14 protein-coding genes (1 of these 14 running past the window's edge) are annotated in these 12,949 nt (G+C 58.8%); 4 read left to right on the forward strand and 10 right to left on the reverse strand.

Translation table 11 applies throughout. From position 1 onward, the window contains the following. Positions 1 to 118: 118 nt before the first annotated feature. The 4 genes from FFH90_RS05965 to FFH90_RS05980 all read right to left on the reverse strand — a co-directional run bounded on the left by FFH90_RS05965 (position 119) and on the right by FFH90_RS05980 (position 3,778). Positions 119 to 823 (reverse strand): hypothetical protein, encoded by a 705-nt coding sequence (locus FFH90_RS05965; RefSeq protein ID WP_138866843.1) that lies wholly within the window; start codon positions 821 to 823, stop codon positions 119 to 121. A 136-nt stretch (positions 824 to 959) separates the two neighbouring features. After that, positions 960 to 1,475: a hypothetical protein gene (locus tag FFH90_RS05970; protein ID WP_138866844.1), complete on the reverse strand. Its 516-nt coding sequence runs from the start codon at positions 1,473 to 1,475 to the stop codon at positions 960 to 962. Positions 1,476 to 1,541: 66 nt separating this feature from the next. Beyond that, the gene (locus FFH90_RS05975) at positions 1,542 to 3,065 is read right to left on the reverse strand and encodes a HAMP domain-containing sensor histidine kinase (protein ID WP_138866845.1); all 1,524 of its coding nucleotides are present in this window, start codon (positions 3,063 to 3,065) and stop codon (positions 1,542 to 1,544) included. Then, complete coding sequence (locus tag FFH90_RS05980; RefSeq protein WP_018930163.1) at positions 3,062 to 3,778, reverse strand: response regulator transcription factor; 717 nt, start codon at positions 3,776 to 3,778, stop codon at positions 3,062 to 3,064. Before FFH90_RS05980 ends, FFH90_RS05975 begins: the two co-directional genes overlap by 4 nt. Positions 3,779 to 3,930: 152 nt before the next feature. Here FFH90_RS05980 and msrB point away from each other — a divergent pair, with 152 nt between their 5' ends. Genes msrB through msrA form a run of 3 tightly spaced genes read left to right on the forward strand, consistent with a single transcriptional unit; the run spans position 3,931 to position 7,043 of the window. Then, positions 3,931 to 4,446: a peptide-methionine (R)-S-oxide reductase MsrB gene (msrB, locus tag FFH90_RS05985; protein ID WP_019651784.1), complete on the forward strand. Its 516-nt coding sequence runs from the start codon at positions 3,931 to 3,933 to the stop codon at positions 4,444 to 4,446. 43 nt (positions 4,447 to 4,489) lie between these two features. Then, positions 4,490 to 6,298, forward strand: coding sequence for a cytochrome c biogenesis protein DipZ (locus FFH90_RS05990; protein ID WP_138866846.1), 1,809 nt, complete (start codon positions 4,490 to 4,492; stop codon positions 6,296 to 6,298). Positions 6,299 to 6,326: 28 nt separating this feature from the next. After that, positions 6,327 to 7,043: a peptide-methionine (S)-S-oxide reductase MsrA gene (gene msrA, locus FFH90_RS05995; RefSeq protein ID WP_086946438.1), complete on the forward strand. Its 717-nt coding sequence runs from the start codon at positions 6,327 to 6,329 to the stop codon at positions 7,041 to 7,043. A 15-nt stretch (positions 7,044 to 7,058) separates the two neighbouring features. Here the strand turns inward: msrA and FFH90_RS06000 are convergent, their stop codons facing one another. Further along, positions 7,059 to 8,072, reverse strand: coding sequence for a sensor domain-containing diguanylate cyclase (locus FFH90_RS06000; protein WP_064616222.1), 1,014 nt, complete (start codon positions 8,070 to 8,072; stop codon positions 7,059 to 7,061). A gap of 75 nt (positions 8,073 to 8,147) precedes the next feature. Continuing rightward, positions 8,148 to 9,053 carry a LysR family transcriptional regulator gene (locus tag FFH90_RS06005; protein ID WP_138866847.1) on the reverse strand — a complete coding sequence of 302 codons (906 nt, stop codon included), beginning with the start codon at positions 9,051 to 9,053 and terminating at the stop codon, positions 8,148 to 8,150. A 102-nt stretch (positions 9,054 to 9,155) separates the two neighbouring features. Between FFH90_RS06005 and FFH90_RS06010 the strand changes: the two genes are divergently transcribed. Then, positions 9,156 to 10,331 carry an aspartate aminotransferase family protein gene (locus FFH90_RS06010; RefSeq protein WP_019651780.1) on the forward strand — a complete coding sequence of 392 codons (1,176 nt, stop codon included), beginning with the start codon at positions 9,156 to 9,158 and terminating at the stop codon, positions 10,329 to 10,331. Between the two features lie 6 nt (positions 10,332 to 10,337). Here the strand turns inward: FFH90_RS06010 and FFH90_RS06015 are convergent, their stop codons facing one another. The 4 genes from FFH90_RS06015 to FFH90_RS06030 all read right to left on the reverse strand — a co-directional run. After that, on the reverse strand, positions 10,338 to 10,592 hold the full coding sequence (locus tag FFH90_RS06015) for a Txe/YoeB family addiction module toxin (protein WP_007940443.1): 255 nt from the start codon (positions 10,590 to 10,592) through the stop codon (positions 10,338 to 10,340). Continuing rightward, positions 10,589 to 10,843, reverse strand: coding sequence for a type II toxin-antitoxin system prevent-host-death family antitoxin (locus tag FFH90_RS06020; RefSeq protein WP_007940444.1), 255 nt, complete (start codon positions 10,841 to 10,843; stop codon positions 10,589 to 10,591). Before FFH90_RS06020 ends, FFH90_RS06015 begins: the two co-directional genes overlap by 4 nt. A 227-nt stretch (positions 10,844 to 11,070) precedes the next feature. Then, a complete protein-coding gene (locus FFH90_RS06025) occupies positions 11,071 to 11,598 on the reverse strand; it encodes an adenylate kinase (RefSeq protein WP_138866848.1) in 528 nt (175 codons plus the stop codon). 16 nt (positions 11,599 to 11,614) lie between these two features. Beyond that, on the reverse strand, positions 11,615 to 12,949 hold the 3' portion of the coding sequence (locus tag FFH90_RS06030) for an alkaline phosphatase D family protein (protein ID WP_138866849.1). Its footprint extends 603 nt past the window's final position; the window shows 1,335 of its 1,938 coding nt (coding positions 604-1,938); the start codon falls outside the window, past its right edge; the stop codon is at positions 11,615 to 11,617.

Genomic DNA, 12,949 nt, shown 5'->3' on the forward strand with positions numbered 1-12,949 from the left:
TAAAGAAAAGCCCCGCCTTTCGAGAGAATGGCGGGGCTTTTTCGTTTAATCACGATTGGTGTACAGGCAATAAAAATCCCCGCTCGATGGCGGGGATTTTTGTGTGCAGCGTTTAGCGTTACTGCGCGGCGATGCTGTAACCGTCGAACGCGGTCTGCTGCTGCAGCGCGGTGATGATGTTTTTGCGGTTGACCGGTTGTTCGGCCCCGGCATTGTCCAGGAACGTCTCGCTTTCCAGCTCCGCTTCTTCACCTTCGCCGACGAAAGTGAAGCCCAGGAATTCCAGCGCTTCACGGTCAACGTTCAGGCGCGAGCGCGGGGTGCGCAGGGGCAGGGTGACGCTGATGCCGTCCTTGCTGATGGTGAACACTTCGATTTCTTTCTTGGCGCGAGCCGCTTTGCTCTTGCCGCTGCTCGGGTTGCTGATGGCTTGGTGAGTCTGGTTCAGCACTTTCAGCGCCAGGCCATAAACGATTTCCTGGAACGCCGGGTCGTCCTTGAAGCTGGACAGAATGCGGCTGATCGGGAATTTGCTGCTCAGGTCTTCCAGGGCGGCAATATCGGCCGCTTCGGCGTCTTTCAATTGCTTGAGTTCGCCCATCAATTCGTAGGCTTTATCGTCATCGAAGCTGTCGTGAGCCTGGCGAATCGCGGCGCGCAGTTCGCGGATCTGGTCGCTTTCCCGGGTGGATTGAAAAGCGTCCAGAACCATCTCGCTGATGGTCTTGGCCTGAGGCACGTGTTGTGAAAGATTGATGGAGTTTTCGTATTCCGCTTTGGACGACAAGGTGACTACGGATTCAGCGGTATTGGAATCGGACATTGAAATTTCACTACTTCTTTAACTTGGATAGAGGCGAGAAAGCACGGGGCTTTTTCAGGCCGCCTAATCTATTGGACCAGCGCTGCGTTGTCACGGATGAACCGGTGGCTGGTCTGCATTTTTGGTGAGAGCGCTTTTAGCTGACTGACATCTGCGGGCGTTTTGCCTGGAGTGTCAGCAGCACCCGATAAAGTTTCAGCGCCCGCCCGCTGATCAATCCGCAGACAAAACCTGACGCCGTGGCCTTGAGCAGCACCATCTCAACCGTGACGGCGAACTCCGGATGCACCTCATCCTGATAGCCAAAGTAATAGTTCACGGCAAAAAACAGCAGGTAGAGCACCGGTGTTTTAACCGTGCCCGGCACGATCAGCCCGGTTTCCGGATCATCCAGCTCAATACCCTTGTGCGCAAATACAACCAGTGCCGTGAGGCTGCCCAGAATGACGGCGGCCAACCAGCAGCCAATCGATAGTTGAGGGTTCAGCGTCAGGTTCAGCGAGTACAACGACCAGCCGAGCAAAAGCGGTGGAGTGACAAGCAACGACGTTTTGCTTTCATGGGTTGGGGATAAGGCTTTGACGCCGTAGTAAAAGAGCAGCAGAAAGATCGCATAAACCCATAGCGGGGTGTTTTGCAGGGTATTGAGCATTACGTAGCATCCGTGCCGGGAATGAAGAGTCCGGATAATAGCTGCTGCCATGGCCGAGGCTATCGACTATTTCCCCGTCGAATTCATATTCATCGAACGAGTCATCCATTGCTCCGCCGTTTGCTCATCCACCGGCAAGGAGAAGCGAAAAGTCGCGCCGCGTCCCGGCACATCAATCAGCTCGATCTCGCGACCGTGCAATTGCAGGATCCGGTGCACGATCCGCAGCCCCAGCCCGCCATCGCGCCGTGCGCCGCCAATGTTGAATGGCCGCAGGAACAGACCTTCACGCAGTTGGGGGGCGATGCCAGGACCGGTGTCGCTGACGGTCACTTCGATAAAAGCCCCTTGGGGGCGGAGGCTGAGTTCGATTTCTCCGCCTGGGGGCGTGTGGCGCAGGGCGTTGTCGAACAAATTGGTCAGCACCCGCTCGATCAGCCCCAGATCGGCGCAGGCCACGGCGACGTTGGGGGCGAAGGTGGCCTTGAGTTCGATCTGGCGCGCTTCGGCGCTGAGTTCGAACTTCTGAAAAATGTCCTGCACCAGATCAGTCAGGGAGAAACGCTCCAGCACCGGTTGCACGAAACCGTGTTCCAGCCGCACCAGTTCCAGCAACGATTGCGCCAGGCCGCCGACCTTGCGGCTTTGATCCAGGGCGATTCCCAGATAGCGACGGCGATCGGCGGGGGACAAGGTGGCGTCCTTGAGCGAAAGGGTTTCCAGGTAACCGTGCAGTGAGGCCAGCGGTGTGCGTAGGTCGTGGGAGATGTTGGCCACCAGTTCGCGACGCTCCTGATCCTGACGGGTCAGCGAGCGCCATTGCTCGCCGAGGCGCGCTTGCATCTGTCGGAAGGCTGCGTCGAGTACGGCTATTTCATCGTGGCTGGCGGCCTTTTCTACCGGCTCCGGCTCAGGTTCCGGCGAAGCGGTTGGAACGCCGTTGATATCAAACTGACTGACTTTCTCGGTCAAGCGCCGCAATGGCCGGGTGATCAGGGCAAATGCCGTGAGGCCGGCAATCAGGCACAGCAACGCCACCAGCCCAATGGACAACAATGCGGTATTGAGCGCGGCGCTGGTGGCACCGCGTTCGGCGAAGCGGTCATGCGCTTCGCTGAGCAACACCACGTACAGATAACCGGCCGGCTGACCGTTGACCCGCAAAGGCGCGGCGCTGAACACCTTGCGACCGTCGACGCTGCGTGGATCGTCACCCAGAATCGGCAGGGCCTCGCCTTTTAGCAAACGCTGGATCGGCGCCAGATCGACCTGCTCCCGATGTATCCGGCCTTCGGGCGCGGCGCTGCCGACAATCCGGCCTCCTGTGTCCAGCAGATAGACCTCGACACTGGGATTGACCAGCATCAGTTGGCTGAACAGTTCGCGCACGGCATTGGGCATCGGGCCATTGCGGTCCATCAGCACGGTGTCGTGGGCAATGTGTTGCGCCAGATCCCGCGACAAGCCTTGCACCACTTCCAGTTCATGCATCTGACTGGAGCGCACCTGCATCCACGCCGAGGTACCGCAGCACACCAGCAACAGCACGGCGAACACCAGGGACAGGCGTTGAGTCAGGGTCAGCCTCATGGCTGCTCTCCGCTTGCTGCGAATTTGTAGCCACGGCCCCACACCGTGAGGATGCGCGCCGGTTGCGCCGGATCGGCCTCGATCTTTGCCCGCAGGCGGTTGATATGAGTGTTGACCGTGTGTTCATAGCCTTCGTGGCTGTAGCCCCACACCGCATTGAGCAGGTCCATGCGCGAGAAGACTTTGCCAGGCTGACGGACAAAGAAGTAAAGCAGGTCGAATTCCCGTGGCGTGAGGTCAAGACGCCGGCCGTCGAGGGAGACTTCACGGGTGATCGGGTCGATGGACAGGCCATCGCTGATCAGACTGCCAGCATCCATTTTCAGATTGCGGGCCATGGCGTCGACCCGTCGCAGCAGTGCCTTGACCCGTGCCACCAGCTCGAGCATGGAAAAGGGTTTGGCCAGGTAATCGTCGGCGCCCAGCTCCAGTCCCAGAATCCGATGCACTTCGCTGGAGCGCGCACTGGTGATGATGATCGGTGTGTAACGGGCCATGGCCCGGGCGCGGCGGCAGATTTCCAGGCCATCGACGCCGGGCAGCATCAGGTCGAGGATCAGTGCGTCCCAGCTTCCTTGCTGCAACAGACGCATGCCCTCGTCGCCGTCGGCGCAGTGCACCACCTCGAACTGCTCATCGCGCAGATGCAGGCAGATAAGGTCGGCGATGTGCAGGTCGTCCTCGACCACCAGGACGCGTTTGGTCTGTTCCATGGAGCTCAATCCTTTGTGACGCAATGAACACATTGTGCGGGTTTTCCTGAGGTTGAGTTATCACGAATTATTTAACTCCTCGTGAGGATTTGGCGATCAACTCAAGCCTAGGCTGTGTTCCATGCAAGGCACCTGGAATTTTGGAGAAGGCCATGTTTTCACGGCGACAGTTTCTTGTAGCGAGCGGCGGGCTGGGGGCTGCAGCCCTGGTGATCGGTGTATTGCCAAAATTTTCCACAAGCGTTGCGCTGGTCGATGAAGCCCGCGCGCAGGAGGTTTTCGAGGTGACCCACAGCGACAGCGAATGGCGTGCCCGGCTCAGCGCCGAGCAGTACGAAATACTGCGCGAAGAGGGCACCGAACGGGCCTACAGCAGCCCGCTGAACAACGAGCACCGCAAAGGCGTTTTTGCCTGCGCCGGTTGTGATCTGCCGTTGTTTTCTTCCGACACCAAGTTCGACAGTCGTACTGGCTGGCCGAGTTTCTGGGCTCCCCTGGACAACGCGGTGGCCACCCGACAGGACCGCTCCTTCGGTGTATTGCGCGAAGAGGTGCACTGTCGTCGTTGCGGCGGTCATCTGGGGCATGTCTTCGAGGATGGGCCAAAGCCCACCGGTCTGCGCTACTGCATGAACGGCCTGGCGCTGACCTTCAAGCCACAGGCGTAATCCATGGGCACTTCCTTTCACTCACTTCATGCAGGTCGACGTTATGTGGCTTCTGGTCCTCGCTTATCTCGGTGGTGTGCTGACGATTGTCAGCCCGTGCATTCTGCCGGTATTGCCCTTTGTCTTCGCTCGCACCGGGCAGCCATTTATGAAAAGTGGCTTGCCGCTGCTGGCGGGGATGGCGCTGACCTTCGCGCTCGTCGCCTCGTTGGCGGCGGTGGGCGGCGGTTGGGTGGTGCAAGTCAATCAATACGGTCGCTGGCTCGCGTTGCTGTTCGTTGCACTGTTCGGGTTGACGCTGTTGCTGCCGCGGTTGGCCGAACGCCTGACGCGTCCACTGGTGGCAGCCGGCGGTCGGCTGTCGCAAGCCGCGGGCGCCGATGCCCGGCCGCGTCCCGGCGCTTCATTCCTGATCGGCGTCGCCACGGGCCTGCTCTGGGCACCCTGCGCCGGGCCGATTCTGGGTTTGCTGCTGACCGGCGCGGCGCTGCAAGGGGCAAGCATCGCAACCACTCTGTTGCTGCTGGCTTACGCGGCCGGTGCCGCCACTTCTCTCGCCGCGGCACTACTGCTGGGCGGTAAGGTCTTCGCCGCAATGAAGCGCTCGATAGGCGCGGGCGAGTGGCTGCGCCGAGGCCTGGGCGCTGCGATGCTGGTTGGTGTGGTGGCGATAGCCCTGGGACTGGACACCGGGATTCTGGCGCGGTTTTCAACGGCGTCCACCGGCGGTATCGAACAGGCGCTGGTCAACCGGTTGGCCAGTAAGACTCCGGCCAACAGCGGGGCGATGATGGCGCAGATTCCACGGGCCGGCGATCAACCCGCCGGCGGCATGATGGCCGCTGGAGATGCGATGAAAGTGACCGCGAAGGCGCCGAACGCGCTGCCGATTGAGGGCAGCCTTCCATCCCTGGATGGCGCCGTGCAATGGCTCAACTCGCCCCCACTCACCGCCCAGGCGTTGAAGGGCAAGGTCGTGCTGGTGGATTTCTGGACTTACTCCTGCATCAACTGCCTGCGCACCCTGCCGTATGTGAAGGCCTGGGCTGAGAAGTATCGCGATCAGGGTTTGGTGGTGATCGGTGTCCATGCGCCCGAGTTTGCCTTCGAGCGGGATGTGGGCAATGTCACCAAAGCCATGAAGGACCTGGGCATCACCTACCCGGTGGCCATCGATAATGACTACAAGATCTGGCGTGCTTTCAACAACGAATACTGGCCGGCTCATTACTTTGCCGATGCTCAGGGACGCATTCGTTATCACCATTTTGGTGAAGGCAAGTACGCCGAGTCCGAGCAAGTGATTCAGCAACTGTTGCGTGAGGCGGGGGCCGCGAAAGTCGCGCAGGGGCTGATCAATGCCAACGCCCAGGGTGTTCAACTCGCCCCGGACATGAATGAAGTGCAATCCCCCGAAACCTATGTCGGCTACCGGCGGATGGAGCATTTCGCCTCTGAAACCAGCCTGGTGCCGGACAAGGCGACTGCCTATAAGCCACCGTCACAACTGGCCCTCAATGACTGGAGCCTGGACGGTCAATGGGCTGTCGGTCCGGAGCGGGCCGTTTCAAATGCTGCGGCCAGTCGTATCGTCTATCGCTTTCACGCTCGCGACTTGCACTTGGTGTTGGGCCCCGGTGCTGACGGCAAACCGGTGCGTTTCAAAGTGTTGATCGACGGCAAGCCCCCAGGTGATGCCCACGGTATCGACGTCGCGCCTGATGGCCGCGGCAGCGTCACCGAGCAGCGGTTGTATCAACTGGTACGCCAGAGCACAGGCGTAAAAGACCGGACCTTCAGCATCGAGTTTCTCGATCCGGGTGTGTCGGCGTATGCGTTTACCTTTGGTTGATAGCCCCCATTCATTCAGGAGACAGCCCATGAAAACCCCATTCAACTGGCGTCGCACATTTCTGGGTTTGGCCGCCGCCAGCGTAATTGGTCAGTGCTCTGCATTCTCGTTCGCAGGCGCCGAAGAGGCGGTCATCATCCCGGCGCCGACGCTTGACGAAACCACCCAGGCGCACAGCGAAACGGCGGTTTTTGCCGGCGGTTGCTTCTGGGGCGTCCAAGGCGTGTTCCAGCATGTCAAAGGGGTGAAAAATGCGGTTTCCGGTTATGCCGGTGGCGCAGCCAATACCGCTCAATACGAGCGGGTCAGCGAGGGTGACACCGGCCATGCGGAGGCCGTCGAAGTGACCTTCGATCCCGCTCAGGTCAGTTACGGAAGCCTGCTGCAGATCTATTTCTCGGTGGCCCACAACCCCACCGAACTCAACCGCCAGGGCCCGGACCGAGGCACTCAGTATCGGTCGGCGCTATTCCCGAAAAGCACCGAACAGCAACGCGTCGCCCAGGCTTACATCACCCAGCTCGACGCTGCCCATTCGTTCAATAAACCGATTGTCACCAAGCTGGAAAGCTACAACGGTTTCTACCCGGCGGAAGAGGAGCATCAGGACTTCCTGACCGAGCATCCGACCTACCCCTACATCGTGATCAATGACCTGCCGAAAGTGGCGCAGTTGAAGCAACTGTATCCGGATCGGTATCAGGAAAAACCAGTATTGGTGAAAGCGGGCATGCAGGGCGGCTGACAGGACGGAGTCGCCTCACCCAGAAATCAGGTTCTTGCCCGCGATTTTCGACCGATACAACGCCTGATCGGCCCTGGCCAGCAACCCGGTCTGTTGTTCTTCTTCAAAGCGCTGCACCACGCCAAAACTCATGGTCACTTGATAGTCCCCGACCGGCAGCAGGCTCGCCAGGCCATGACGGATTCTTTCAGCGAGTGACCTGGCGTCGGCCAACAAGGTATTGGGCAAAATCAGGATGAATTCGTCACCGCCCCAGCGCGCCAACAGATCGCCTTTGCGCACGCAGTGCTTCACACTCTCGATCACTTGCACCAACGCTGCATCTCCCAGGGCGTGACCGTAGTGATCGTTGATGTTTTTGAAGTCATCGAGGTCCATGGCGATCAGCGACAGGGGTTCGCGGAAGCGTTGGGCGCGGTCGCATTCCTTAGGCAGGGTTTTCTCCAGTCGATAGCGATTGGCGATGCCGGTCAGCACATCGGTTTCTGCCAATTTGCGATTTTCTTCGAGTTGAATCTGTAACTGCTGATTGACCCGGGACAACTCCCGAGTACGTTCCTTGACGATGGCTTCCAGGGATTGATTACGCCGCTCCATTTCTTCGATCAGGCGTTTCTTGTCTTCGATGCTGCGGTGCGCGCCGATCATTCGCGCCACCGAGCCGTCGGCATTACGTGCCAGCACGTAGCCGCGATCCTCGATCCAGGTGTAAGTGCCATCGCGCATGCGGCAGCGATACTCGGCCTGATAACCGGGAGCGCGCTGATCCAGGTAGTCATCAAACAACGCCATGACCCGCGAATAATCGTCGGGGTGGATCACGTTTTCCCAGGTCAACACATTGTTGTCCAGGGAATGAGGCGTATAGCCGAGCATCTCGTACCACCCGGGGTTGCGATAGACGAACCCGGTGTTGGCGTTCCAGTCCCAGATACCATCGCTGACCAGTTCCAGAATGGTGTGCAGCATGTCTTCGTTAAAATCTGACAGATCGAACTTCAACGGCTCGATTTTCGATGCCTCACCCATCATCGGTCTCCCTGCCGTCCTGATATTAACGTGACTCGTCAGTCGAGGAGATTAGTTCATGGCGTATTGCCCCGGCTAGTGCTTGCCCCACCACTGCAGTGCAAAGTCAACGAAGCTGCGCAATTTCGGCAAACGGTAGCGGTCCTGGGCATACACCAGGTTCATCGGCCGACTTGGCAGTTGGTAGTCCTGCATCAAGGCCACCAGTTTTCCGTCCCGAAGGTCTTGCTCCACCAGCGCATCGGGCACCATCACGATGCCCATGCCGGTTCGCGCCGCTTGATGCAGCCCCGCCGAGCTGTTGATCAACATCGGCCCGCTGACCGCCACCATGACTTCACCTTCGGGCCCCTTCAGGCGCCATTGTTTGGCTACCGAGTGCCAGTCATCTCCGGCCGGGTAGGCGAAGGCCAAACAGTCATGGTGTTGCAGGTCGGCGGGTTTCTCCGGTGTGCCTCGACGCTCCAGATAATCCTTCGATGCGCACAGGGTCATCGTGTAGTCGATGAGCGGGCGAGAAATCATGTTGGACAGCTCGGTCGTGCCCAGACGAATCGCCACGTCGAAACCGTTGTCGAGCAAGTCCAGGCGCTGGTTGGTCAAAACGACATCGAGTTTGACTTGCGGGCAGCGCAGGGTGAATTCGCTCAGGGCCGGTGCGAGCCGTTCGGTGCCGAAGGTCAGCGGTGCGGTGATGCGCAGAGTGCCGCTCGGCTCGTCGAGGGTTTGTTCGGCCAGGCGTTCGGAGTCAGCCACCAGCCCCAGCACTTCGAGACACCGCTGATAGTACGCCGTGCCGAATTCCGTCAAACGCTGACGCCGTGTCGTACGGTTGAGCAAGCGCACACCCAGGCGTTGCTCCAGAGCCCGCAGATGATTACCGACCATGGTCGTGGACATTTCGCACTGCAAAGCGGCGGCTGTCATGCTGCCGGCTTCCACCACTCTTACGTAAACGGTCATTGCCTGGAATAAATCCATTATCAAGCTCAGCTTTAAAATGATTGAAGTGTTGCGGTATTTATCCAGCTCAGGTGGCTAACCATACTGCAAAAACACCGACTATTGATGGAGCTTGATGTCATGACTGCCACCTGCCTGATGAGCACTTACCAACCTTTGGCCCTGAGTTTCAGCAAAGGCCTGGGCACGCGCCTATGGGATCAGGCCGGTCGTGAATACCTGGACGCGGTGGCGGGCGTGGCGGTGACCAACGTCGGCCATTCCCATCCGCGAATCGTGTCGGCCATCAGCGAACAGGCCGGGTTGCTGTTGCACACATCCAACCTGTACAGCATCGACTGGCAACAGCGGCTGGCGCAGAAACTGGTTCGGCTGTCGGGCATGGAGCGGGCGTTCTTCAATAACTCCGGTGCCGAAGCCAACGAAACCGCGCTGAAACTTGCGCGGCTTTACGGCTGGCACAAAGGCATCGAGCAGCCGCTGGTAGTGGTCATGGAGAACGCTTTCCACGGACGGACCCTCGGCACCTTGTCGGCCAGTGACGGCCCGGCGGTGCGCCTGGGGTATAACAAGTTGCCGGGGGACTTCATTAAAGTGCCATTCGGCGACCTCGCTGCCCTGGAGAAGGCGCAGAAAGCCCACGGCCCACGCATTGTGGCGATTCTGATGGAGCCGATTCAGGGCGAAAGTGGTGTGCAAGTGGCGCCGCCTGGTTATCTCAAAGCAGTGCGCGAGCTCTGTGACCGACGCGCCTGGTTAATGATGCTCGACGAAATCCAGACCGGCATCGGCCGTACCGGCCAGTGGTTTGCGTTTCAGCACGAAGGCATCATCCCGGACGTCATGACCTTGGCCAAAGGCCTGGGTAATGGAGTGCCCGTCGGTGCCTGCCTGGCTCGGGGCAGGGCTGCGGATTTATTCACACCTGGCAGCCACGGCAGTACATTCGGCGGCAATCCGCTGGCGTGTCGGGTGGGTTGCACCGTGCTGGAGATCATCGAGGAACAAGGCCTGCTGGAAAACGCCAGACTTCAGGGCGAACGCCTGCTTGCCAGATTGCGCGTCGAACTGGCCGACGATCCGAACGTCCTGGTGATCCGTGGCCAGGGATTGATGATCGGCATCGAACTCGCCCAACCAATCCGCGACCTGACCTTGATTGCCGCGCGGGATCACGGTTTGCTGATCAACGTGACACGGGGCAAGACCATTCGCCTGCTGCCACCGCTGACGATCGATGAGCGGGAAGTGGAAATGATTGTCAGAGGGGTGGGGCGGGCGGTGAAAGCGGCCTGAATGTGCTCAGTAGTGATACCTGCAAAGCACGATGCGCACCTCACCATTCTCGATTGCATAAACCAGGCGATGCTCGGAGGTGATTCGGCGTGACCAGAGGCCGCTCAGATTGTGTTTGAGCGGTTCAGGTTTGCCCAATCCTTCGAAGGGCTCACGGAGGATCGCCTTGATCAGCAGGTTGATTCGTTTGAGCCCGGCCTTATCGTTTTGCTGAAACCACAAATAGTCGTCCCAGCCTTCAGGAGTGAACTCGATATTCATTCTTCGATGAGTTGCCTGACTTTGGTTTTCCCTGCTCGTAGGTTGCCGATTGATTTGATCAGTCGTTCGGCATTGGCTGGAGAACGGAGCAGATAGGCTGTCTCTTCGAGAGCGTTGTACTCCGCCAGAGACATCATCACCACAGGTTCGCCTTTCTGGCGGGTAACCAGCAATGGGGCACGGTCTTCGTTGACCCGATCCATGGTTTCGGCCAGATGTGCACGTGCGGTGGTGTAGTTGATGGTTTGCATGTTGTAGTCCTCGCTCAATGCAAAGAACGTACAGAAATGAGTACATGATGACAAGGCGACACCTACGAGTGGTCATTACGCAGACGACATATCCACGCTGGGTTAAAGTATCGCTGAAGCTTCTTCAAGACGTTTCTGCGAACGATGTAATCCCATTCTGACAATCTCGCCAGCTAGTCGTGTCCAATGTAGGAGTCCGATTCGCACGCAGAAAACGGCAGGGACGATCAGTCGGTTGGTTGCACCGCACTGACGAAAGCCGAGACTTCAGCCTGATTCATCAGTTGGCGTTTCGACCCGCTAAACCGGTCAAACAAACGCTGATGGGCGGCAAATCCACTGGACCCTTGGCGAGTACGGTAGCTGCCGGCCCAATCGAGTAACGCAATCAGCAACTCTTCCTTCTCGTCCCGCCTCGCTTCTCGCTGGCGTATGTTGTTCACGCAATCTTCGTCCTCCAGACACAGCCAGATCAGCGCAGTGGCCTGCTCCACAAGTTCGCTGACCATCCAGCCGTAAACACCCTCGATAACCCAACGCTCTTCACTCGCCGCCACCCACGCCATTCCCAGTGCTTCGTTGCGGGGACGGGCGATGCTGTGTTCATCGGATACCCAGTGAATCAGGTCGAGATCGGTACAAGGCACTTGCAGATGCTCGGCCAGTCGTTTGGCCAGCCAGCTCTTGCCCGAGCCGGAATTGCCGATGATCAGGGTTCGAGTGAGGTTTAGGGTGGCCGGGTAATGATTACTCATGGTCATTCGTGCGAAGTCAGTCGGCTGTTTCGGACATTTCTGGCGCGATCATTCGCGTCTTCGGCGATCCATCCGCATTGAATTGATAAATATCCTGTGGCTGGCCCTTTTCATTGAAGAACACTTGGCCAATTCCTGCCGAGTTCCACAACCGTTCCCCTGCTTCGGCGTGTTCGGGGATGTGCGGAACAATGCGCATGCGTCGGCGTTTGGTCAGCCAGTTAAGGGGCGAGCGGGGCGAGTAGAGCCAACGGTTGAGGCGGTCGAACCATTCGAGCAGGGCGGGTGGGAATTCGTTTTTGATGCCGCTGCTGGTGATCTGCCAGATACGCGGGCCGGCCTTGCGGTGTCGGATCAATACTTCATAGACGAAGGAATAATGCACATCACCGGACAGCACCACGTAGTTACCGGGTGTGCGGGAGTGTCGGAAAATGTTCAGGATCACCTGAGCCGCGCCGCGATGAGCCATCCAGTTTTCGGCGTCCACCAGCAGTGGGTAACCGCACCAACTGAACACGCGCTGTACGGTTTCGATCAATTTGACGCCGAAGATCGGCGCCGGTGAGACGATGATCGCCGAAGAATGATCGAGCAATTCCTGTTGCAGCTCACTGAGCGCTTCCCAGTCCAGCAGGCCCGACGGCTGCTTGAGATTCATCTCGCTACGCCAGCGCCGGGTGCGGGTGTCGAGCACCACCAGCGCCGGGCGGGTGGGCAGCACGTAATGCCACTGCTGAAAACTCAGCAGTTCATCGATCAATTCGTCCTGGACCTCGCTGTCGAGGTGATGGTCTTGCCCAGTGGCGCTCAATAAACGGGTCTTTTCCAGGACGCTGTGAAACGCATCCGGGTTGTTGCCCCAACCCTGACACAACATATAAGCAAGCAGCGCGTTGCCGATGATGCGCTTGGAGAACGGATGGTTGTAGGCCGTTTCCTCCCATTGCGCAGAAAGATTCCAGTCATCGGTAATATCGTGGTCATCGAAAATCATCAGGCATGGCAAATACGCCATCGCTCGCGCGACGCCACCCAGCCCCGCCTTGAACCCATCGATGCGCGTCTGCTCCAGGGCATAACGATTGCGTCGTTCGGGCGTCAGTGTCGGTGGTTGCGGCGCGATCAACGTCCAGGGCGTTGGCGACCACACCAGCAGGTACATGGCCATGACTTCGGCGAAGGTCACCAAATGATTGTCGGCGCTGCTGCTGGTGAAAATCGGCTTACGCACGCCACCGAAAAATCGCTCGCGCAGGGTTTCGTTGCTCTCAAGCGCTGGTAACAAATCCGCACGATGGTAGTAACTGGCCGGATGTTCGTAGAGTTTGGCGCTGTCGCTGACCACTGC

It is taken from the genome of Pseudomonas sp. ATCC 43928, assembly GCF_005938665.2.
Taxonomy (GTDB): Bacteria; Pseudomonadota; Gammaproteobacteria; order Pseudomonadales; family Pseudomonadaceae; genus Aquipseudomonas.

Excerpts from the sequence above, each read along its gene's own strand:
- FFH90_RS05965 (WP_138866843.1), bottom strand. The coding sequence starts at position 823 with ATGTCCGATTCCAATACCGCTGAATCCGTAGTCACCTTGTCGTCCAAA.
- FFH90_RS05970 (WP_138866844.1), bottom strand. The coding sequence starts at position 1,475 with ATGCTCAATACCCTGCAAAACACCCCGCTATGGGTTTATGCGATCTTT.
- FFH90_RS05975 (WP_138866845.1), bottom strand. The coding sequence starts at position 3,065 with ATGAGGCTGACCCTGACTCAACGCCTGTCCCTGGTGTTCGCCGTGCTG.
- FFH90_RS05980 (WP_018930163.1), bottom strand. The coding sequence starts at position 3,778 with ATGGAACAGACCAAACGCGTCCTGGTGGTCGAGGACGACCTGCACATC.
- msrB (WP_019651784.1), top strand. The coding sequence starts at position 3,931 with ATGTTTTCACGGCGACAGTTTCTTGTAGCGAGCGGCGGGCTGGGGGCT.
- FFH90_RS05990 (WP_138866846.1), top strand. The coding sequence starts at position 4,490 with ATGTGGCTTCTGGTCCTCGCTTATCTCGGTGGTGTGCTGACGATTGTC.
- msrA (WP_086946438.1), top strand. The coding sequence starts at position 6,327 with ATGAAAACCCCATTCAACTGGCGTCGCACATTTCTGGGTTTGGCCGCC.
- FFH90_RS06000 (WP_064616222.1), bottom strand. The coding sequence starts at position 8,072 with ATGGGTGAGGCATCGAAAATCGAGCCGTTGAAGTTCGATCTGTCAGAT.
- FFH90_RS06005 (WP_138866847.1), bottom strand. The coding sequence starts at position 9,053 with ATGGATTTATTCCAGGCAATGACCGTTTACGTAAGAGTGGTGGAAGCC.
- FFH90_RS06010 (WP_019651780.1), top strand. The coding sequence starts at position 9,156 with ATGACTGCCACCTGCCTGATGAGCACTTACCAACCTTTGGCCCTGAGT.
- FFH90_RS06015 (WP_007940443.1), bottom strand. The coding sequence starts at position 10,592 with ATGAATATCGAGTTCACTCCTGAAGGCTGGGACGACTATTTGTGGTTT.
- FFH90_RS06020 (WP_007940444.1), bottom strand. The coding sequence starts at position 10,843 with ATGCAAACCATCAACTACACCACCGCACGTGCACATCTGGCCGAAACC.
- FFH90_RS06025 (WP_138866848.1), bottom strand. The coding sequence starts at position 11,598 with ATGAGTAATCATTACCCGGCCACCCTAAACCTCACTCGAACCCTGATC.